We start from the raw sequence: 20,475 nt of genomic DNA on the forward strand, positions 1-20,475 counted from the left end.
CGTGCCGTCGCGCTTGTAAAGCGGGCGCGCGCTCTTATCTCCTGAGGTATCAGAACGTGAGACGGAGTGCGGCAATGCGTGGATATCTGGTTTCCCTCTTTGCGGGGGTGACGCTTCTGGCGACCTCGGCAATGGCCGAACAGGTCGGTGAGGTCGGGGTCGACTGGGTCGGCAATGACATCGAGATCGATGCGCTGCATGACCCGGAAATCGAGGGCGTGACCTGCCATATCGCCTATTTCGACCGCTCGGTGATCGATCGGCTGTCGAAGGGCAACTGGTTCGAGGATCCGTCCAATTCCTCCATCGCCTGCCGCCAGACCGGTCCGATCCGGATCGGTGATATCGAACTCGACAAGAACGGCGAGGAAGTGTTCAAGCAGGGCCGGTCGCTGATCTTCAAGAACCTGGTGATCAACCGGATCTACGACCGTGCCAACAACACGCTGATCTATCTGGCCCATACGCGCGAAATCACCGAGGGCTCGGCGAAGATGTCGATGTCGACCGTGCCGCTTTACGGCCAGGACGTCGTCTGGGAAAATGGAGCCCCGGAATAGGCTGAACCCAAACGAGGGAGAGAGACCATCAGACTCGATTGCAGCTGCCAGTGCGGAAAGGTGCGCTTTTCCGTGGAAAGCAAAACGCCGGTGCCCTATCAACGCTGCCATTGCAGCATCTGCCGCAAGTCCGGCGGGGGCGGGGGCTATGCCATCAACATCGGCGCTGATGCCGCAACGCTGGACGTCACAGGTGCGGAGCACAAGCGCTTTTATCATGCCCGCATGCATGACGGCGAGAGCGAGGCGGAACGCCATCTCTGCGGCGCGTGCGGGTCGGCGCTCTATCTCTTCGACCCACGCTGGCCGGAGCTCGTCCACCCCGTTGCCTCCATCGTCGATACGCCCTTGCCCCGCCCGCCGGAGATCGTGCATATCATGCTTGGCTCCAAAGCCGACTGGGTCGATGTGCCCGAAGGCGAGGGGCATGTGCATTATGATGGCTATCCGGAGCTTTCGCTTGAGGACTGGCATCGCCGGCACGGACTGCTGGACGACTGAGGCCGGATGGCCTGAAGGGAAGAGAAGATGAAGATTTTCCGGCGTTTGCTCTGGGGCTCGGTGATTGTCGTTTGCGGCCTCATCGTTTGGCTGATCTACGAGATCGGCAAGACCAATGAGGAGATGATGAACATCCCCTTCGGCCCGGAATTCCAGTTGACGGCCGGAGACGGCTCGGTGATCACCCAGGAAGCGCTCAGGGAAAAGCCGACGGCGATCTTCTTCGGCTTCACCCATTGCCCGGAAGTCTGCCCGACCACGCTTTACGAAATGAATGGCTGGCTGCACGAGGTCGATCCGGACGGCGACAGGATCAATGCCTACTGGATCACCGTCGATCCCGAACGCGACACGCCGGAGATCATGCATCGCTATCTCTCCAATGTGACCGACCGTATCGAGGCGATTTCCGGCGATCCGGATAAGGTGCATGAAATGGTCGACGAATTCGGTATCTACTACAAGAAGGTGCCGCTCGATCCGAACGAACCGGACGGCGACTATACCATGGACCACAACGCCTCCGTCTTCCTGCTTGATGACGGCGGTGTGCTGAAGGGCACGATCGCCTATGGCGAGAACCCGGATGTCGCCATGAAGAAGCTCGAGAACCTGATCGACTAGCGCATCGGCCTGAAAATCGGAATCGATTTTCAGGCCGATGCGTAGATCCAATAGGTTAGAGCGTCCATTGTGCGTCCGAATGGACGCACGGCGCTCTAAGGGCTTGCCTTGGCAGGGGCGCGAGGGTATCGCCGATACTCGAACCTTTTCAGTCTCCAGAGAGGCAGACCGCAGTGAGCCAGATCCGACTCTACGTCACCACCGATGAGGCCGGCGCAGGCCGCGTTCTCAATGCGCTTTCCGAACTGCTCGGCGAGGAGCCCTATGCGCTGGCGACGATGGAGATCGACGAGAAGGCAAACATCTGGGAGGCCTCGGTCTATCTTGAGGCGGAAGAGGAAGAGGCGCTGCGACAGGTGTTCGAGGCGGCGCTCGGGCTTTTTCCCGAAGGCGGGCCTCTCGCGGTGGAGAAGGAGATCATCGCCGATATCGACTGGATCGCCAAATCGCTGGAAGGGCTGAAGCCGGTGCGCGCAGGCCGTTTTCTGGTGCACGGCGCCCATGATCGCGAGGACCGCCGGCCCGGCGACATCGCGCTCGAGATCGAGGCGGGGCAGGCCTTCGGCACGGGCCATCATGGGACAACCGCCGGCTGCCTTGAAATGATAGACACGCTTTTGAAGGCCGAGGCGCCGCAAAACGCGCTTGATCTTGGAACCGGAACCGGCGTCCTGGCCATGGCGGTGCGCAAGCTGAGGCCGATCTCTGTTCTGGCGACCGATATCGACGATGTCGCCGTCAGGGTCGCCCGTTACAATGCGCGTCAGAACGGCATTGTCTCCGGCGTCGATTTCGTCACCGCGCCGGGCTTCCATCACGCGGCCTTTGCCGAGCACGGCCCCTTCGATCTGGTGATTGCCAATATTCTTGCCCGTCCGCTGATGAAGCTTGCGCCCGGCGTGCGCGCGAACCTTGCGCCCGGCGGCTCGGTCATCCTCTCCGGCATTCTGGAAACGCAGCGCTGGAAGGTGCTGGCGGCCTATCGCGCACAGGGCATGCGCCATGTGCGCACCTACTGGCGCGAAGGCTGGGTCACGCTTCTGCTCAAGGGTTGATCAGACGGCGAGGCTGAACGCGTTCTCGCTGACGCTCATGCGGGCCTGGCGACGGAGCGCCCGTTCCTGCTGCGGCGAACACTGGTAGATCTCGCGGTAGCATTTGGAAAAATGCGAGGCCGAGACGAAACCGCAGGCAACCGCCACATCGACGACCGGCATGGTCGACTGCGCCAGCAGCCGGCGGGCGCGGTCGAGGCGAATCTCCAGATAGTAACGCGCCGGCGAACGGCCCATTTCCTGGCGGAACAGGCGCTCGACCTGACGGCGCGACAGGCCGACCGCATCGGCGATCTCGATCAGCGACAGCGGTTCGGCGAGATTGGCCTCCATCAGTTCGATGATCTGCAGCACCTTGCCGTTCTGCACGCCGAGACGGGCGCGGAGCGGCAGGCGCTGGCGCTCGCTCGAGGGGCGTACCCGGTCCGTCAGAGCCTGTTCGCAGATGGCGTTGACAAGGCCCTCGCCGAACTCGCGGCTGATGATATGCAGCATCATGTCGACCGAGGCGGTGCCGCCGGCGCAACTGTAGATGTTGCGATCGATCTCGAACAGGTCCGCATGGGCGTCGATTTCCGGATAGGTTTCGCAAAACCCCGGCATGTTTTCCCAGTGGATGGCGCAGCGCCTGCCCTTCAAAAGGCCGGCGCGGGCCAGAAGGTGGGTGGCCGTGCACATCGAGCCGATGCCGCAGCCGCGATTGTTGAGTTCGCGCAGCCAGGCCTCGAACGACTTGTTGTCGTAATCGTCGACATCGACGCCGGAACAGACCAGCACGAGGTCGGGGCGCTTCTCGCCCATCAGCGAGCGGCGCTCGTCGGCAAGCGACGTGTCGGGATCGACGGCGATGCCGCTCGAAGAATAGACCTTCTGGCCATCGCCGGAGGTGATCCGCCAGCGATAGGCCTCAAAGCCCAGCATCCTGTTGGCAATGCGCAATGTCTCGATCGCGCCCGAAAACGGCAGGAGCGAGAATTGCGGAACCAGATAAAAAACGAACGATCTCACCATTGTGCACACACCGCCGCAGTCGAAGCCGGAATCTGATCTTGTAGAATTAACTTCTGCAAGAAATATGGCCGCCAATAGTCTGATTGCGACACTGACACAGACAAATGCGCCAGCAAAGCCGATCCCGATCCGGTTTGTGATTTTTTTGTGAAGCGTTGCACATAGGCTTCATTGCAACCGCTTGGTGACCGGGCGTTTCTTTCGTCCGCCATTGCTGCGTTGCGGCGAAAACGGCCGTCGGGTGAACGACGGCCGCTCGCGTCTTAGTCATAGCGCCAGTGTTCCTCACGGGCGATGATGTCGTCGCGCAGATGTGACGGGATACGGTTGACATTGCGGTCTATCAGCGCCCGCCGTGCGGCCTCGTCGCGCTGTTCGGCAAGCCTGGCAAGCGGGGCGACCAGATGTCTGAGGATGATGAACAGTCCCATTTCGTTTCTCCTTCAATGCGTTTCTTGATGACCTGATCCCAAGGTAGACAGATTTGACATTCAATCAAACGAAATGTAATCATGCTATTCATCAACAAAATTGAATTGATGGAGCGCTTCATGGCCAATCTCCTGCAGACTCCGCTGCCGGTTCTCGATAACGACATCCTCCGCACGTTCGTCGCTATCGCGGAGACGGGCAGTTTTTCCGGCGCTGCGGAAACCGTGTTTCGCACGCCCTCGGCGGTCTCCATGCAGATCAAGCGGCTGGAGGAACAGCTCGGTGTCTCGCTCTTCGTGCGGGATGCGCGTTCGGTGCGGTTGACCCATAGCGGCGAGACGTTATTGAACTATGCCCGCCGCATGCTCGCGCTCTCCAATGAAGCGATGTCGCGTTTCAGACATCCGGACATGCATGGCGTGGTCCGGCTCGGCGCCACCGACGATATCGGCGAACGCATCCTGCCGACGATCCTGAAGCGCTTCGCCGAGGCCTTTCCGGGCGTTATGGTCGATGTCACCATCGACAACAGCGTCGGGTTGCGCCGGCGGCTCAGCGAGCAACGGCTTGATCTGACGCTGCTCAATTCCGGCAATGGCGCCTCGGATGAGGAAAGCGAACTGATCCTGCGCGAGCGGCTGGTCTGGGTCGGCGCGAGTTGCGGAACGGCGCACACGAAGGACCCGCTTCCGGTGTCGATGTGGGAGCAGGGCTGTTCATGGCGCAACGAGGCCGTGGAGAAGCTGACGGAAGTCGGTCGGGCCTATCGCGTCGCCTATATGAGCGCGACCACCATGGTGCAACGCGCCGCCGTCCTTTCCGATCTCGCCGTAGCGCCGATCGCCTCCTATTACGTGTCGGACGGCATGGAGGTTCTGGGGGAAGAGGCGGGGTTGCCGGAGCTTGGCTTCTATGAAATCCGCCTCAAGTTTTCTGAGCAGCGCGGCGAACTGATCGAGGCGGTCGCCGACGCCATCCGCCACGCCTTCCGGCCCGCCGAGCGGCAAAGCCGCGTGGCCTGACGCCGTATCAGAAGAGCAGCGCGATCAGCGCGCCGGCGGCAACGACAACAAGCCCCGCCAGCAGGATCGCGAAGACCCCGACCGCAAGCCCGATGACGAGCCCGTAGCCATCGCGCTCGGTGACCGAAAGGCCGATGATCGCAAGGGCAAGGGCAGGAAGCCAGTTGCCGAAGGGGATCGGGAAGAACACCACGATCGAAAGAATGAGCGCGAAGCCACCCAACACGCGCTCCGCTCTCCGGGTTTCAAGAAACCAGAACCGCGGCTTCACCGCGCTTTCGATCCAGCGGAGCCAGGGCAGGACACGGTCAAGAATGGCCATGCCGCGCGCGCCGTCGACGGAAAACCGCGCGATCCGTTCGGGCAGCCAGACGCGCGTGTGGCGCGAGATCATCATCTGCCAGGAGACGAGGATCAGCGGCAGGCCGAGCAGCAATGTGGCGCCGGGCGGCAGCGGAATCAGGTTCGGGATCGAAAAAAGAACGATGAAGGCGCCGAAGGATCGCTCCGCCAGGGCATCATCGAGCTGTTCGAGGCTGAGACGGCCGTCCGGCCCGGGACGCAGGCAGGCAAGAATGTCCGAAAGCTTCTCCCCCTCGTGCGATCGTGGTTCGAAATCCGTCTTTTCGTGTTCCAATCGTGCTGCTCCTCTTGCCGGCTCTCAGCTAGATGGGGCCGAATTTGATCAAAACCAGCTTTTTTCGGTGAAATTCCGGCTGCGGCGCTGCGCCGTGCCTGGCCTGTGGATAACCCCCGGATAAGCTGTGCAAATGCCGGGGATTGGCTGTGAACGAACGGTGCAGCGCTTGTGGATATGTTCGCGCCGATAAAAAGCGCCTGGTTGCCACGGAACCCCGGCGCTTCTGGGACGTTGATCAAGCGATCCGAAGCAATTCCAGGAGATGCAAATGTTCAAAGGAAAAATCATCGCCGCGTTCACCCTGTTCGCCATGAGCGTTCTGGTCGCATCCTGCGGCAACACGATCGAGGGCATGGGCCAGGATACCGCCAACGCGATCGACGCGACCCAGGATGCCGGCCAGTCGATCGACAACGCTGCGTCCTACTGAGGTCTTTCGCGGAACTGCCCTTTCACGCAACGCCCGGGTGCAGGTCGCCCGGGCGTTTTGCGTCAGAACGCGTTCTGCCAGCCGTTGTAGAAGGGGTGGTCCGGCAGGACCGGCAGGGCAACCGCGCTGTAGGTCTTGGCCGACCAGTAGGCGGCGGTGGCGAAGTCGAGGCTCTGGCGGGCATCGCCGAGCGTCAGCGGCAGCGGGGTCTTGTTACAGATGGCTTTGTGGAAATCCTGCATCTGTCCGGCAAATCCCGAGGGCGGCGGCGTGAAACCGGCAAGCGCTTCGTCGATCTTGCCGCCGATTGCGGCACTCGAGGGAACGAAGCGCCAGGGCGCCTTGTCGGCGGTGAAGTCGGGGCGGCTGTCGGTTTCGATCGTCACGTTCTCGAAGCAGAGCCGCATGCGGCTCAGGGCTTCCACCGAGCCGAGCGTCGCCGATGTCGTGGCCAGCGCGCCGCATTCAAGCTCGACGCTGATGCTGGCGCAGTCCTCGACCTCGACCCTGTTGACCCTCGTGGCCGTGCGCGCGAACAGCGAGCGTACCGGGCCGAGGAGGTAGAACATCAGGTCATTGGCGTGGATGGCCTGGTTCATCAATATGCCGCCAAGCGCGCCCGACCAGCTTTTGCGCCAGTCTTTTTCGTAGTAGTCCGCGCCGCGCAGCCAATGCACCTCGCAGGTCGCCACCAGCGGCCTGCCGGCAAGGCCCGAGGCAATGATGTGGTGCGCCTTCTGGGCGCCATCATTGTAGCGATACTGCATGATCGGCATCACATGACCGGAGGAGCGCGATTCGGCGTCGAGCAGTTCGTCGATATCGGCAAGCGATCCCACAAGCGGTTTCTCGCAGATGACGTGCTTGCCGGCCTGAAGGGCGGCGATGATCATCTTCTTGTGGGTGGCCGGCGGCGTGCAGATGTCGATCACGTCGATATCGTCCATGCCGACGATCTCGAGATAGTCCGTCTCCAGCCGTTCGACACCGAACTCGGCGCCGGCAGCCTTCAGCAGGGAGGCATCGAGATCGCATAGCGCGGCGACCTCGAAACGATCGGTATTGGTGCGGTAGCCGTTTTGAATGTGGTTGCGGCCGATACCGAGCCCGACTACAGCGACTTTCAGCGTTCGTGTCATTCACATGTCCTGATATGCGTCTTGCCGCATCCGGCATTGATCCTTGCCGTCGTCGCCGAGGGAACCCGGAAGGCGCGAAACCGGCTTTCGGTCTGCGCGAAAGCGCAAAGTCTTTCGGTGCTGGCGGCGGTCCTGGCGAGACGGGTCAAGATGAACTCTGCAATGGAATCAGACGATTTCAAAAAACTGTCACTAGCATAAACCGAAATTCCCGTGTGGCCACCGTTTGCGGCAAGAACCAACTCAGTAACCCGCATCGGCAAGAAAACCTTCTACCATCGAACGGTAACCGCCGCCAAACAGGCGAAGATGCACGAGCGCCGGCCAGAGGCTGTAGATCGCCTGGCGCGCCTCGTAACCCGGTTCAAGCGCCGGGTAATTGTCGTAGAAGCCCTGGTCCAGACTGCCGAACAGATTGAGCATGGCGAGATCGACTTCCGCGTGGCCGTAATAGCTGGCCGGATCGATGAAGGCGGTGATGCGTCCGGAAGACGCCATCACATTTCCCGACCAGAGATCGCCGTGAAGAAGGGCGGCGGGCGGGGTGTCCGGCAAATGGTCGGCCAGTCTTTCGCAAAGCCGTTCGATCCTCCGGGCGAGGTCGGCGGGGATGTCGTCGATATTGTTCAACAGCCTGCGGTCGCGCCAGAATGCGACCCATGAGTCTGTCTTGTTGTTTTCGATCGGAACCTTGCCGAAGGCATAGTCGTGGTCGAAGCCGTATTGCGGGCCGGTTGCGGCGTGAAGCTTGGCAAGCGAACGGCCGAGATCCGCCTGGGCGTCGGAAAAACCGCCTCGTCCCTCAACCTTCGTGATGATCAGGACGCGGTCATTGGCGGCGATCACCTCCGGCGTCGGTGCGCCCGTCGCGGCGATCAGGCGCAGCATCGCGCCTTCCACGGCGGGCGCCGGGCCGCCCTTGACGACGAAGTGCCGGCCGTCCTCCGTCTTAGCGAGCATCAGCGCCGAGAGGTCGCCCGAGGCAAAATGGGAGAGGGTGACGCGATCAACGCCGATGAGGTTCGCTATCATGTCCTTGAGGTCGTTCATCGCGGAAGCCGTAAATGGGTGGTTCAGGTTGGCGGCCGGCTCTGGACGCCGGGGGCCGTCCTCGCATAAAACGCTGAAAAGGCCGGGCGTCCAGAGGCTACGGCAAAACAGGTTCGGAGTGCAAGTTTTGGCAATTGAAGACGTTCAGACACGCCCGCGCGATCCGCAGGCGGCGCAAGAGGTGATTGATCTGCTCAAGGAGCGTTTCGGCGACAAGGTGCAGACGGGCGAGGCGTTTCGCGCGCAGCATGCCCATACGACCACCTATCTTCCCGCGCAGTTGCCGGACGCCGTGTTCTTTGCGGAAAGTTCCGAGGACGTGAAGGCGGCGGTGAGGCTTTGCGCCGAACACAAGGTGCCGGTCATTCCCTTTGGCACCGGGTCTTCGCTCGAGGGGCAGGTGAATGCGCCGGAGGGCGGCATTTGCATCGACCTGTCGCGCATGAACCGGGTGCTTGAGGTCAATGCCGAGGATCTCGACTGTCGCGTCGAGCCGGGGGTTACCCGCGAGGAGTTGAACGACTATCTGCGCGATACCGGGCTGTTCTTCCCGATCGACCCCGGCGCCAATGCCTCGCTCGGCGGCATGGCCGCGACGCGGGCCTCGGGCACCAATGCGGTGCGCTACGGCACGATGAAGGACGTGGTGCTGGCGCTGACCGTCGTGACCGCAGACGGCGAGGAGATCGTAACCGGACGCCGCGCGCGCAAATCGTCCGCAGGCTATGATCTTACCCGGCTTTTCGTCGGCGCGGAAGGCACGCTCGGCATCATCACCTCGATCACGCTGAAGCTCGCCGGCATCCCGGAGAAGATCGCCGGCGGCGTCTCGTCTTTCGAGACGCTGGAAGACGCCTGCAACGCGGTGATCATGACGATCCAGATGGGTATCCCGGTTGCCCGCATCGAGCTTCTCGACGCGCTGCAGGTCAAGGCCTGCAACGCCTATTCTGGCCTCGACTTTCCCGAAACGCCGTTGCTTCTTCTGGAATTCCACGGCAGCGAAGAGGCTGTCGCCATGCAGTCGGCGCAGTTCGCCGAGATCGCGTCCGATTGCGGCGGCTCCGATTTCGTCTGGACCGCCAATGCCGAGGAACGCACGAAGCTGTGGAAGGCCCGTCACAGCGCCTATTGGGCCGGCCGGGCGCTCGCGCCGGAACTCGACGGTCTTTCCACGGATGTCTGCGTGCCGATCTCACGTCTTGCCGATTGCGTGCGCGAAACCCAGGAGGATGTGAAGCGCGAGGGCATTCTGGCGCCTGTCGTCGGCCATGCGGGCGACGGCAATTTCCATCTCCTCGTCCTGTTCGACAAGAACAATCCTGAAGAGATCGCCCGCGTCGAGGCCTTCACCACGCGGCTTGCCGAAAGGGCGATTGCCATGGGCGGGACTGCGACCGGCGAACACGGCGTCGGCCAGGGAAAGAAGCGCGTCGTCGGCCAGGAGATCGGAGCGGCGGTTTCCGCCATGCGCGCGATCAAGCAGGCGCTCGATCCGGATAATATCTTCAACCCCGGAAAGATTTTCTGAGGAAAGAAGCACGTAAAACTTGTTTTTGGCGCGGCAGGCCGAACTGGCCTGTCCCGGCGCGTCGTGATAGGTTCCAGACATCGGAATGACCGGGCGGAACGGGCCGCCCGACGGACGAGATGGCTATCGGATGTCGCGGGCCGCCGGCAGGCGGAACTGCAGAGTGCCGCGTGAATGAGATAAGGAACCGCTAGATTGCTGGGACGAATACTTGTTTTCATCGGATCGCTGCTGGTTCTTCTGCTGTTTGCGGCCCTCGTCGTTCCCTACTTCGTCGACTGGAGCAGCTTCCGACAGGAATTCGAAGTTCAGGCAAGCCGGGCGCTTGGCAAGAAGGTCGAGGTTGTCGGCGATGTCGATGTCCGGGTTCTGCCTTTCCCGGCAATCACCATGCACGACGTTCGGGTCGGGCGCGACGCCTCCGGCGAACCGCTGGCGACGGCCGACGCCTTTTCAATGGATGCCGAACTTGCGCCTTTCCTGAGCGGCGAGGTCCGTATCTTCAAGATGCTGCTGGAGCATCCGGTCCTCAACCTGACGCTTGACGAGGCTGGCGCGCTGTCGTGGACGTCGACCGGCAACGGTCCGCTTTCGGCCCGGCGCGTTGTGTTTGAGGATGTGGAAATCCGCGATGGTGAAATCCGCCTTGCCGATGTCTCCGGCAAGCCGTCGCGCGCGCTGACCGATATCGATGCGATGCTCTCCGCCAACGCGATCGAGGGCCCCTGGCGGATGGAGGGCAGTGCCGTGCTCGACGGGCATGCGGGCGCCTTCTCTATCCTCACCGGCCGGCCGGACCCGGAAACAGGATCGATGCGCCTCAGGCTCTCGGCCGATCCCGCCGAATGGCCGGTTTCGGCAGCACTTGAGGGCGATGTCGCGCTTGAGGAGGGAAAGCCCTTCTATGCCGGCGGTTTCCGGCTTGCCGTTACGCAGGAGGAAGCGGACGAGGTGCCGCCGCCGCGCGCCAGCGGTCAGTTCGAACTGACCAATGGTTCGATCGCCGTTCCCGAATACCGGTTGGAAATCGGTACGCGGGTCGACCCCTATGTGATCTCGGGCGAGGCCAATTTCGACACGCGTCCTGGCGGCAGCTTTCTTCTGACGGCGGACGGTCAGCAATTCAATGTCGAGCGGCTTTCCGACTACGATACCAATCTGAAGAAGGGCAGGGTGGCGACGCCGAACGCGCGCGAGCGGCTCGACATGCTGGTCGGCTTTCTGCAGCGCGTGCCGATCCCGCAATTGCCGGGCACCGTGACCTTCCGTCTGCCGGCGCTGGTTTCCGGCGATACCACGATCCGTTCGATCGTTCTCGATGCCGCGCCGGACGGTGACGGCTGGCGGATCGAGGACGGCTCGGCCGAATTGCCGGGCCGCACCCAGGTGGAGGCTTCCGGCAGGCTCTCGCTCGGAGAAGAGACGTCGTTCACCGGTTCGCTCCTGGTCGCCTCGCGCCAACCCTCCGGCCTCTCGCAATGGCTGACCGGCAGCGTCGGTCCGGAAATCCGTGAGCTGGACCGCGCGGGCTTTTCCGCCGACGTCAATCTGGCGGCCGGTACCCAGATCTTCGAGAACCTGCAGATCGTCGCCGGGAACGCCGTGCTCGATGGCGCGTTGTCGCGCCAGTCCAACGGCGATGCGACGCCTGAACTTGACCTTGATCTCTCCGGCAATGTCATTGATTTCAACGCCTTGAGGGCGCTGGCCGGGCTGATGGTCGGCGAGAATATCGACAGCGGCCTGAGCCGCCACCGCATTCATGCAACGTTGAGGGCCGGCGCGGTCAACGCGTTTGATCTGAGCGCCGAGCTGGTCGACACGGATTTCACATACCAGACCGGCGCGCTTTCGGTCGATCGTCTGGAGATCGGCAATCTTGCCGGCGCGGCCATCACGCTTTCCGGACAGGCCCAGACGGATCGCGCCCTGCCGACCGGCTCCGGGCGGGCGACATTTTCGGCCGAGGACGTTTCCGGTTTCGTCGCGACGCTTCAGGACCGGTTCGGCACGCATCCGTTCCTTTCCATGCTGGAAGAGAACGCCGCCTGGTACCAGAACGCCGAGTTGGAAGCCGATCTGGCCTTTGGCCAAGATGGCACGGGCGTTTCCGCGGTCTTTTCCGGCAGCGCCAATGATAGCCGCATCTCCGGTTCGTGGCGGCGCGATGCGCTTGTCGGGCCGGGCGGGGTGAGCGGCCAGGTGCAACTCTCCAATCCGGATGCGGCGATCGTCTTCGGTCAGGCCGGTCTTGCGCCTCTGCCCATTCCGGCGCCCGCCGGCGCCCAGCTTTCGCTGTCGATCGAGCGGTCCGAAGGGGAGGGGCCGGTCGCCGTCGGCCTCAGGGCGGCAAGCGGCGAGACCCGGTTTACCGCCTCCGGCGAAGCGAGCCTTGAAGCCGATGATTTCCTTTCCGGCCGCTATTCGCTCTCGCTCGCAAGCCCCGATCTCGAACCCTATCTTGCGATGAACGCCTTTGCCGTGCCGGGCACAGCATTCGGCGTGCCGCTGTCGATCAAGGCAGGCCTTGAGGTTACGCCGGAGCAGTTCGCTTTCTCGGCGATTGAGGGCGATCTCGACGGCAACGGCGTGACGGGCCGCCTGGACCTCAAGCGCGGCGAGCCGGTCGCCCGTCTTGACGGGGCGCTGTCGCTTGACCGGCTCGATCTTGCCTGGCTGATGGAGGCCGTGTTCGGGCCGAATTTCGTGCTTGCGCCGGAAGGCCTGCCGGATACGCCCTTCGGATCCGCCTATTTCGGCACGGCCGAGGCCGATATCGACGTTCAGGCCGCTTCCTTCGACGCCGGCCTGCCGGAGCCGGTGACGGGCATGAGCGGCACGGTGGGCTTTCGCGGCGGCGGGCTGACGCTCACGGGCCTTGCCGGCCGGCTTTTCGACGGCACGCTTTCCGGCGACCTGCAACTGGGCAATTCGGGCGGCGACGGCTATTTCCAGGCGCAGATCAACCTTGCCGATGCCGCCTTGCCGGACGCGCTGTGGAAGACCGGCGACAGCCCGGTGGCAAGCGGCCGTTTTGATCTCGGACTGGTGGTCGAAACGACGTCGGACACGGCGGCGGGCCTGATGGCGGACGCTAGCGGTTCCGGCATGCTGACGCTGAAGTCCCCCGTCATTTCGGGGCTCGATCTCGCCGTCACCGATCCGCTGCTTGCCTGGGCGGATGCTGAGGGTACGGAGGTCACCAATGCGGCGATCGCCGATGAAATGCGGTCGCTGATCTTTGGCGACGGCCGCTTTACCGCAGGCGACATTGCCATTCCCTTCAGCATTACCGACGGCGTGCTTCAGGCCCGCAACGTCTTTGTCGACCTGCCGGAGGCGCGGGTCTACGGCGCCCTGCGGACGGATCTTGCCGAACGTGACCTCGAGGCGTCGATCGATGTGGCGCTGAAACTCGGCGAGGCAAGCGAGGAGGGGGCGAGCGCCGGCTTCACCATCGGTTTCAACGGGCCGCTTTCCGATCCGGTTCGCAGCCTCGATCTGACGGAGGTGAACAATTTCCTGGCGCTGCGGGCCGTCGAGCGCGAACGGGCGCGGGTGGAGCGGCTGCAGGCCGATATTCTGGAAAAGCAGCGCCTCCGGCGCGAGGCGACGCTTTATGAATTCCGCGCCGAACAGCGGGCGCTTGAGCGCCGCCAGAGCGAGGAGGCCGAGCGCCTGCGCCGCGAGGAGGAGGAACGTCGCCGGCGTGAGGCCGAAGACGCGACCGCCGGCGATCAGGCCGCAATTCCCGTTCCGACGCCCGCCGAGGGTGGCGGGTCTTCCCGGACCGGCACGCAGCAGCCTGAAGAGCCGAGCGACTGGGACAGGCTGATCGAATCGGTGATCCGCGGCGCCGAGGAGCAGCGCGGCGTTCAGGCGCCGCTTCCCTGAGAGCCTAAAAAAGGCCCGTTTTCAAACCCATATGTGGCTTTGCTGGACCAAAGCGCGATTTGAGGTTATTGGAAATCCGGTTCGCAGGAGGCAGGATATTGAAACGCAGGGCTTTACTCGTCATCGGCTGGATCATGGTCGCCTTGGGCGTCATCGGCGTATTTCTGCCGATCATGCCGACGGTGCCGTTCCTGATCGTTGCCGCAGCGGCCTTCGCCCGTTCCTCGCCTGAGCTCGAGGCGCGGCTGATGGATCATCCCCGCTATGGCGCCCATCTTCGCCAGTGGCGCCATGAGGGCGCGATCGCCACGCCCGCCAAGGTCCTGGCGGTGACGGCGATGTGCTTCAGCTTCTTGTCCGTGCTTTATTTTGCCTCGGCCTATCTCTGGCTGCAGCTCGCCGTCGGGCTGGTGCTTCTGAGCTGCGCCGCCTTTGTGGTCACCCGGCCGGCGCCCGTTGCCGTGCGCGCGGACCGTTGAGCCGGTCGCAAAGCGCTCGCTCCCTCATTCGCGTCACGGCAAGTCGGTTCATTCAATGCGATTGCGCGGTTTTCAGCACCGGCGCATTTGACCAGTCCGGCTTGCTGATGCTCTGATGCGGCGGGGACGACCGGTTTTCGATCCGCGCCAGCACGGCGCGGGCAAGCTCGCGGCCTGCCTGGCTGAAATCCTCGCTCATGGCGATGATCTCGGGGCTGATCCAGTTCAGGAAGTCGGCCGGCTGCTTGGCGACGAGATCGACATCTTTTCCAAGCTTCAGCCCGCGCGCCCTGAGTGCCGCCATGATCGGGACGGCACTGCTGCCGGAACAGGCAATGACGCCGTCCGGCGGCGTCGATGACGACAGCGCCGCCAGCACGCCGTTGCGGATTTCCGACAGCGATGAATCGGTGCTGACCGAGGTCAGCGGCGTTTCCTGCAGGCCGAAGCGGCTGAGGCCGCGCTCGAAGCCGGCGCGGAAATAGCGGTAATAGGTGAGGTGGCTCGGCGGCTGCAGGCAGACGATGCGCTTGCGCCCGCGTTCCGCAAGCCTTTCCACCGCGTCCATCGCATAGGCGTCATTGTCGAAATCATGGAAAGGGTAGTCATGGTCGCTTTCTGTTCGGCCATGGGCGGCGAACGGCATGCCACGCTCCAGCATCAGCGCGATGCGCGGGTCGTCCGGTGCAATGCGCGAGATGATCACCCCGTCGGCCGAACCCGTATCGAGAATATAGCGGATCGGGGCCATTGGATCGTGATGGATCGGCTGCGGCATCAGTACGAGATGGTAGGGCGTGTCCGACAGGACGTCCGATATGCCGAAGATCATCTGCCCGGACATGCCCATGATCTCTTCCTCCATGCTGAGGACGAGCGCGATCACATTGGTCTTGCCGGTGCGAAGCCTGACGCCTGCGCGGTTCGGCATGTAGCCGAGCTGCTTGGCGACAAGCCGAACGCGTTCCTTGGTGTGCTCGGCGATATCCGGCGCATCCTTCAGCGCGCGGGAGACGGTCGTCACCCCGAGCCCGGTCATATAGGCGATGGTCTTCAGTGTCGGGCGCGCATTACTCGTCTCGCGCGATCTTCCGGTGGTGGGTTTCATCGACGTCTTTCATCTCCCGCGTCGCGCGTGCCGCGCGACGGCACGGGCCGTGTGGCCCGTCTCCTCCCTGGTGGCACAGCATATCGGACAACAGGCCGGGTCCGGCCTTGATTGCAACGATACGCTGATTCTCATGGGCAACGCTAATCGTGCGCGCCTTCTTGTCGTTTTTGAGCGGCTCTGCACATTGGCTTTCGCGCCAAACGGAGCCTCCCCTCCGTGCCGCTGTTCATGGGCGTACAGCGTGTCGCCATCTGCCCGTCCTCAGTCTAGCGCGAGAATAGCTGCAACGATACAGAAAAAACGCTGCCGCGTGTTAAACGGTCTATTTGCCGGATTGGTACCTGGTGAAGACATTGCCGCAAATCAGGATTTCGCAATTGCGAACCAGTCCGGACAGTGTTGTCCAGTGATTATAAAAAATACAAACAAAACAATATTATAATTGAAATTTGCAATGCCGAAAGCGAACCTGTAGCTCTCCATGGTTCTAGTTCGAAAGTAGTACTCTGCTAAAAACCGGAATAAAAAGGTTGCGCGTTACTTGGCTTTCGCATACCTTTTTCCGGCAACGTTTCAGTTGGGAGGACAGTATGAAACATGCAATTCTCACCGCCGCCCTGGCGGCCGGCGTAGCCATGCCTATCGCAGCCAACGCGACCGACCTTGAGGTGACCCACTGGTGGACATCCGGCGGCGAGGCGGCAGCCGTAAAGGTGCTTGCCGACAATTTCAACGAGACCGGCAATACCTGGGTGGACAGCGCGATTGCCGGTTCCGGCTCGACCGCAAACCCGATCATCATCAGCCGCATTCTCGGCGGCAATCCGATGGGCGCGACCCAGATGAATACCGGCCGTGACGCCGAGGAGCTGATCAAGGCGGGCCTGATGCTCGACCTGACGGATCTTGCCGAGAAAGAAAACTGGGCAGAGAAGATCCGCCCCGCCAAGCTTCTCGGAGCCTGCGAATATGACGGCCGCATCTATTGCGTGCCGATCAACATCCATTCCTGGCAGTGGATGTGGCTGAACCGCCATGTGTTCGAGGACAATGGCATTCCGGTGCCGACCAACTGGCAGGAACTCGTGGACGCGGCGCCGGCGCTGCAGGAAGCCGGCGTCATTCCGCTCGCCACCGGCCAGCCCTGGCAGGTCGACGGCATCCGCAATGTGATGCAGGTCGCCATCGGCGGCGTCGACAACTATCTCGCCGTGAACGGCGATAAGGATCCAGACGCCGTGATGAGCGACGAAAACCGCGCCATCTGGGAAGCGTTCGCCCAGGCGCGCGACATGGTCGACGATGCCTATTCCGGCCGCGACTGGAATGTCGCCACCAATATGGTGATCCAGGGCGACGCGGCCGCGCAGATCATGGGCGACTGGGCGCAGGGCGAATTCGCCCAGGCGGGCCAGGAAGCCGGTGTCGACTATGATTGCCTGCCGGGTCTCGGCAACAACCCCGTGCTCGATACGGGCGGCGATGCCTTCTACTTCCCAAAGACCGACGATCCGGACATCACGGCGGCCCAGCTTGAGCTGGCCTCCATGCTGGTTTCCCCGGAAACCCAGGTCGAGTTCAACCTCGTCAAGGGCTCGCTTCCGGTGCGCGGCGATGTCGATCTCGAAGCCGCCAATGCCTGCATGAAGAAGGGTCTCGAAATCCTCGCCAATCCTGAAAACGTCCTGCCGTCGACCGAGCAACTGCTCGATTCCGACACGCAGGGCCAGATCACGGACCTGGCGCTGGAGTTCTTCTCCTCCGACATGACGGTCGACGAGGCGCTCGAACAGCAGCAGTCGATCATCGAACAGGCCATGTAAGCCTCTGCTTATAGGGATAAGGGGCGGGCCCGGTCTGGCGAGGCCTGCCCCTTTTCCTTCCGGATCCATGCCAATCTGAGAGGGGAGCTGCAATGTCTGCTGTTGCTCGCCGTCCGCTCGGCCTGTTCAAGAATCTGAACGCCAAGATCGCGGCAATCCCGATGATGCTGACCGCTGTGGTCATCTTCATCGGCTGCACCGCCTGGACGGTCATCTATTCATTCACCGATTCGCGGCTTCTGCCGAGCGAGAATTTCGTCGGCTTTGCCCAGTATGATCGCCTGTTCGGCACGACGCGCTGGAATGTGGCGATCATCAACCTCTTGATCTATGGCGGCTTGAGCCTGGTCTTCTCCTTCGTCGTCGGTTTTCTTCTGGCCACGCTGCTCGATCAGAAGATCCGCTTCGAAAACACATTCCGCACGATCTTTCTCTATCCTTTCGCGCTCTCCTTCATCGTCACCGGCCTTGTCTGGCAATGGATCCTCGATCCGGGCCTCGGCGTGCCGAAATTCCTCGATGATCTTGGCCTGCCCGGCGGCGATTTCGCCATGCTCGGTAACAAGAGCACGGTCATCTATGCGCTGGTGATTGCCGGCCTGTGGCAAGGAACGGGCCTTGTCATGGTGCTGATGCTGGCGGGCCTGCGCGGCATTGACGGCGAAATCTGGAAGGCGGCCAAGGTCGACGGCATCCCCGCCTGGCGGACCTATCTCTTCATCGTCATTCCGATGATGCGCGGCGTGTTCGTGACCACGCTGGTCATCGTCGCCTCGGGCATCGTCCGTGTCTACGACCTCGTCGTCGCCATGACGCAAGGAGGCCCCGGATTCGCCTCCGAAGTGCCCGCCAAATATGTCTACGACCTTATGTTCCAGCGCGGCAATATCGGCCAGGGGCTCGCCGCCTCGACCGTGATGCTGGTCACCGTCTTCATCATCCTCGTGCCCTGGGCGCTGATGGAATTCAGAGACAAGAAGAAGAAGTGAGGAGGGGACGATGAGTACAGTCATGTCAGCCGAACCGTCGGGTCCGCGTCCCAAGCGCCGTTTTGCGCCGTCGCGGATCATGCTCTATTCCATCCTGTTTGTCGCCGCGGTCTATTATCTCATTCCGCTTTACGTGATGGTGGTGACGTCGCTGAAGGGCATGCCGGAAATCCGCATGGGCAATATCTTCGCGCCGCCCGTCGAAATCACCTTCGAGCCCTGGGTCAAGGCGTGGAGCCAGGCCTGTACCGGTCTTTACTGCGAGGGGATCCGCGTCGGATTCTGGAATTCTGTGAAGATCACCGTGCCGGGTATTATCGTCTCGATCGCGGTTGCCTCGGTCAACGGCTATGCGCTGGCGAACTGGCGCTTCAAGGGCTCGGAATTCTTCTTCACGGTGTTGCTCTTCGGCGCCTTCATTCCCTATCAGGTCATGCTCTATCCGCTGGTGATCATCCTGCGGGAACTGCACCTGTTCTCCACGCTGCCCGGCATCGTTCTGGTGCACACCATTTTCGGCATGCCGATCCTGACGCTCCTGTTTCGGAACTACTTTGCCTCGCTGCCGGAGGAGTTGTTCAAGGCGGCACGCGTCGATGGCGCCGGTTTCTGGCAGATTTTCTTCCGCATCATGCTGCCGATGTCGCTGCCGATCTTCGTCGTCGGCATGATCATCCAGACGACCGGCATCTGGAACGACTTCCTTTTCGGCGTGATCTTCGCCGGCCAGCGCAACTATCCGATGACGGTGCAGCTCAACAACATCGTCAACGCCGTGCAGGGCGTCAAGGAATACAACGTCAACATGGCGGCAACGCTTCTGACCGGCCTCGTTCCGCTGGCCGTCTATTTCGTTTCCGGACCGCTGTTCGTACGCGGCATCGCCGCCGGCGCGGTGAAAGGGTGAATGATGACTACGAGTGTTTCAATCAAGGATCTGTCGCTCTCCTTCGGCGCCGTCGACGTGCTGAAGAATCTCGATTTGGACATTCAGGACGGCGAGTTTCTCGTGCTGCTCGGCTCGTCGGGCTGCGGCAAGTCGACGCTTCTGAACTGCATCGCCGGCCTTCTCGATGTTTCCGCCGGCCAGATCTTCATCAAGGACAGGAATGTCACCTGGCTTGAACCGAAGGATCGCGGCATCGGCATGGTGTTCCAGTCCTATGCGCTCTATCCGCAGATGACGGTCGAGAAGAACCTCTCCTTCGGCCTTCAGGTGGCGAAAATCCCGAAAGCGGAGATCGACAAGCGCGTCAAACGGGCCTCCGAAATCCTGCAGATCGAACCGCTTTTGAAACGCAAGCCTGCGGAGCTTTCCGGCGGCCAGCGCCAGCGCGTCGCCATCGGCCGCGCGCTGGTGCGCGATGTTGACGTGTTCCTGTTCGACGAGCCGCTCTCCAACCTCGACGCCAAGCTCCGCTCCGAACTGCGTGTCGAGATCAAGCGGCTGCACCAGTCGCTTGAAAACACGATGATCTATGTGACCCATGACCAGATCGAGGCGATGACGCTTGCCGACCGGATCGCGATCATGCGCGGCGGCGTCATCCAGCAGCTCGACGAGCCGACGACGATCTACAATCGCCCGGTCAACCGCTATGTCGCGGGTTTCATCGGTTCGCCCTCGATGAATTTCCTCGACGGGGAGCTGGCTATTAAGGACGGGAAGACCATTTTCCGCTCGAACGGCATCGACTTCGGCCTCGACGGCTATGAAGGCAACGGGCCGCTGCCGGCCTCCGGCAAGGTCATTCTCGGCGTCCGGCCGGAACATGTGATGGTCGACGACGAAATTCACCAGGACCAGGAGGTCCATGAGGCCGTGGTCGATCTCGAGGAGCCGATGGGCGCGGACAATCTGTTGTGGCTGAAACATGCCGGCCACCTGTTCACCGTGCGCGTCGGCGGCAACAAGCGCTACAAGCCGGGGCAGCGGATCAGGCTCGCCTTCGCCATGGAACTGGCATCGCTGTTCGATGCGGAAACGGAGCTCAGGCTCTAGAGCGCGGTGCGTCCATTCGGACGCATAAAAGACGCTCCAGCCTATTGAATCTACGCATCGTGCTTTCCGAAAACCGATTCCGATTTTCGGGCCGATGCGCTAGCGCAATTGGAAAGTCGCGGCTTTCCCTTTCGGGCAAACGCGCTAGAATTGCGGGACGGAAACACCTTTGCCGGCGCATG

Annotated in this window: 19 protein-coding genes; 13 read left to right on the plus strand and 6 right to left on the minus strand. The window is 62.1% G+C overall.

The window, feature by feature from the left end; all coding sequences use genetic code 11:
* The first annotated feature begins 74 nt into the window (after positions 1 to 74).
* From FF124_RS10470 to FF124_RS10485, 4 genes are all read left to right on the plus strand, one after another.
* Complete coding sequence (locus FF124_RS10470; RefSeq protein WP_138748430.1) at positions 75 to 560, plus strand: CreA family protein; 486 nt, start codon at positions 75 to 77, stop codon at positions 558 to 560.
* A 72-nt stretch (positions 561 to 632) separates the two neighbouring features.
* The gene (locus FF124_RS10475; RefSeq protein WP_425462520.1) at positions 633 to 1,061 is read left to right on the plus strand and encodes a GFA family protein; all 429 of its coding nucleotides are present in this window, start codon (positions 633 to 635) and stop codon (positions 1,059 to 1,061) included.
* A 27-nt stretch (positions 1,062 to 1,088) separates the two neighbouring features.
* Positions 1,089 to 1,685 (plus strand): SCO family protein, encoded by a 597-nt coding sequence (locus tag FF124_RS10480; protein WP_138748432.1) that lies wholly within the window; start codon positions 1,089 to 1,091, stop codon positions 1,683 to 1,685.
* Between the two features lie 173 nt (positions 1,686 to 1,858).
* Positions 1,859 to 2,740 carry a 50S ribosomal protein L11 methyltransferase gene (locus FF124_RS10485; protein WP_138748433.1) on the plus strand — a complete coding sequence of 294 codons (882 nt, stop codon included), beginning with the start codon at positions 1,859 to 1,861 and terminating at the stop codon, positions 2,738 to 2,740.
* On the opposite strand, the gene FF124_RS10490 is transcribed toward FF124_RS10485, so the two are convergent.
* Together FF124_RS10490 and FF124_RS20550 are read right to left on the minus strand one after the other, a co-directional pair.
* Positions 2,741 to 3,751, minus strand: a complete 1,011-nt coding sequence (locus FF124_RS10490; RefSeq protein WP_138748434.1) for a GlxA family transcriptional regulator — start codon at positions 3,749 to 3,751, stop codon at positions 2,741 to 2,743. It lies immediately after the preceding gene.
* Between the two features lie 263 nt (positions 3,752 to 4,014).
* Positions 4,015 to 4,182 (minus strand): hypothetical protein, encoded by a 168-nt coding sequence (locus FF124_RS20550; RefSeq protein ID WP_187326895.1) that lies wholly within the window; start codon positions 4,180 to 4,182, stop codon positions 4,015 to 4,017.
* Positions 4,183 to 4,302: 120 nt separating this feature from the next.
* On the opposite strand from FF124_RS20550, the gene FF124_RS10495 reads away from it, so the two are divergent.
* Complete coding sequence (locus FF124_RS10495; protein ID WP_425462521.1) at positions 4,303 to 5,205, plus strand: LysR family transcriptional regulator; 903 nt, start codon at positions 4,303 to 4,305, stop codon at positions 5,203 to 5,205.
* A gap of 7 nt (positions 5,206 to 5,212) precedes the next feature.
* Here the strand turns inward: FF124_RS10495 and FF124_RS10500 are convergent, their stop codons facing one another.
* The gene (locus FF124_RS10500; protein ID WP_138748436.1) at positions 5,213 to 5,842 is read right to left on the minus strand and encodes an exopolysaccharide biosynthesis protein; all 630 of its coding nucleotides are present in this window, start codon (positions 5,840 to 5,842) and stop codon (positions 5,213 to 5,215) included.
* Between the two features lie 313 nt (positions 5,843 to 6,155).
* Between FF124_RS10500 and FF124_RS10505 the strand changes: the two genes are divergently transcribed.
* Positions 6,156 to 6,275, plus strand: a complete 120-nt coding sequence (locus FF124_RS10505) for an entericidin domain-containing protein (protein ID WP_246072369.1) — start codon at positions 6,156 to 6,158, stop codon at positions 6,273 to 6,275.
* A 62-nt stretch (positions 6,276 to 6,337) separates the two neighbouring features.
* On the opposite strand, the gene FF124_RS10510 is transcribed toward FF124_RS10505, so the two are convergent.
* Positions 6,338 to 7,414, minus strand: a complete 1,077-nt coding sequence (locus FF124_RS10510; RefSeq protein ID WP_138748438.1) for a Gfo/Idh/MocA family protein — start codon at positions 7,412 to 7,414, stop codon at positions 6,338 to 6,340.
* 243 nt (positions 7,415 to 7,657) lie between these two features.
* Positions 7,658 to 8,464, minus strand: a complete 807-nt coding sequence (locus FF124_RS10515) for a fructosamine kinase family protein (RefSeq protein WP_138748439.1) — start codon at positions 8,462 to 8,464, stop codon at positions 7,658 to 7,660.
* Positions 8,465 to 8,591: 127 nt separating this feature from the next.
* Between FF124_RS10515 and FF124_RS10520 the strand changes: the two genes are divergently transcribed.
* The 3 genes from FF124_RS10520 to FF124_RS10530 all read left to right on the plus strand — a co-directional run bounded on the left by FF124_RS10520 (position 8,592) and on the right by FF124_RS10530 (position 14,368).
* Positions 8,592 to 9,995 carry an FAD-binding oxidoreductase gene (locus FF124_RS10520; protein WP_138748440.1) on the plus strand — a complete coding sequence of 468 codons (1,404 nt, stop codon included), beginning with the start codon at positions 8,592 to 8,594 and terminating at the stop codon, positions 9,993 to 9,995.
* 195 nt (positions 9,996 to 10,190) lie between these two features.
* Complete coding sequence (locus FF124_RS10525) at positions 10,191 to 13,889, plus strand: AsmA family protein (RefSeq protein WP_138748441.1); 3,699 nt, start codon at positions 10,191 to 10,193, stop codon at positions 13,887 to 13,889.
* Between the two features lie 98 nt (positions 13,890 to 13,987).
* Entirely contained in the window at positions 13,988 to 14,368 is a 381-nt protein-coding gene (locus tag FF124_RS10530; RefSeq protein WP_246072355.1) for a YbaN family protein, read from the plus strand.
* Between the two features lie 52 nt (positions 14,369 to 14,420).
* Here the strand turns inward: FF124_RS10530 and FF124_RS10535 are convergent, their stop codons facing one another.
* Positions 14,421 to 15,476 (minus strand): LacI family transcriptional regulator, encoded by a 1,056-nt coding sequence (locus FF124_RS10535; RefSeq protein ID WP_138748442.1) that lies wholly within the window; start codon positions 15,474 to 15,476, stop codon positions 14,421 to 14,423.
* A gap of 593 nt (positions 15,477 to 16,069) precedes the next feature.
* Here FF124_RS10535 and FF124_RS10540 point away from each other — a divergent pair.
* From FF124_RS10540 to FF124_RS10555, 4 genes are all read left to right on the plus strand, one after another.
* A complete protein-coding gene (locus FF124_RS10540) occupies positions 16,070 to 17,302 on the plus strand; it encodes an ABC transporter substrate-binding protein (protein WP_138748443.1) in 1,233 nt (410 codons plus the stop codon).
* Positions 17,303 to 17,394: 92 nt separating this feature from the next.
* Positions 17,395 to 18,291, plus strand: coding sequence for a carbohydrate ABC transporter permease (locus tag FF124_RS10545; protein WP_138748444.1), 897 nt, complete (start codon positions 17,395 to 17,397; stop codon positions 18,289 to 18,291).
* Between the two features lie 10 nt (positions 18,292 to 18,301).
* Positions 18,302 to 19,198 (plus strand): carbohydrate ABC transporter permease, encoded by an 897-nt coding sequence (locus tag FF124_RS10550; RefSeq protein ID WP_138748445.1) that lies wholly within the window; start codon positions 18,302 to 18,304, stop codon positions 19,196 to 19,198.
* A 3-nt stretch (positions 19,199 to 19,201) separates the two neighbouring features.
* A complete protein-coding gene (locus tag FF124_RS10555; RefSeq protein WP_138748560.1) occupies positions 19,202 to 20,293 on the plus strand; it encodes an ABC transporter ATP-binding protein in 1,092 nt (363 codons plus the stop codon).
* Positions 20,294 to 20,475: the final 182 nt, after the last annotated feature.

The organism is Martelella lutilitoris, from assembly GCF_005924265.1.
Taxonomy (GTDB): Bacteria; Pseudomonadota; Alphaproteobacteria; order Rhizobiales; family Rhizobiaceae; genus Martelella; species Martelella lutilitoris.

Bases quoted from the DNA above. Each gene is read 5' to 3' on its own strand.
- FF124_RS10470 (WP_138748430.1), top strand. From the start codon at position 75: ATGCGTGGATATCTGGTTTCCCTCTTTGCGGGGGTGACGCTTCTGGCG.
- FF124_RS10480 (WP_138748432.1), top strand. From the start codon at position 1,089: ATGAAGATTTTCCGGCGTTTGCTCTGGGGCTCGGTGATTGTCGTTTGC.
- FF124_RS10490 (WP_138748434.1), bottom strand. From the start codon at position 3,751: ATGGTGAGATCGTTCGTTTTTTATCTGGTTCCGCAATTCTCGCTCCTG.
- FF124_RS20550 (WP_187326895.1), bottom strand. From the start codon at position 4,182: ATGGGACTGTTCATCATCCTCAGACATCTGGTCGCCCCGCTTGCCAGG.
- FF124_RS10495 (WP_425462521.1), top strand. From the start codon at position 4,303: ATGGCCAATCTCCTGCAGACTCCGCTGCCGGTTCTCGATAACGACATC.
- FF124_RS10505 (WP_246072369.1), top strand. From the start codon at position 6,156: ATGAGCGTTCTGGTCGCATCCTGCGGCAACACGATCGAGGGCATGGGC.
- FF124_RS10510 (WP_138748438.1), bottom strand. From the start codon at position 7,414: ATGACACGAACGCTGAAAGTCGCTGTAGTCGGGCTCGGTATCGGCCGC.
- FF124_RS10515 (WP_138748439.1), bottom strand. From the start codon at position 8,464: ATGAACGACCTCAAGGACATGATAGCGAACCTCATCGGCGTTGATCGC.
- FF124_RS10535 (WP_138748442.1), bottom strand. From the start codon at position 15,476: ATGAAACCCACCACCGGAAGATCGCGCGAGACGAGTAATGCGCGCCCG.
- FF124_RS10540 (WP_138748443.1), top strand. From the start codon at position 16,070: ATGAAACATGCAATTCTCACCGCCGCCCTGGCGGCCGGCGTAGCCATG.
- FF124_RS10545 (WP_138748444.1), top strand. From the start codon at position 17,395: ATGTCTGCTGTTGCTCGCCGTCCGCTCGGCCTGTTCAAGAATCTGAAC.
- FF124_RS10550 (WP_138748445.1), top strand. From the start codon at position 18,302: ATGAGTACAGTCATGTCAGCCGAACCGTCGGGTCCGCGTCCCAAGCGC.
- FF124_RS10555 (WP_138748560.1), top strand. From the start codon at position 19,202: ATGACTACGAGTGTTTCAATCAAGGATCTGTCGCTCTCCTTCGGCGCC.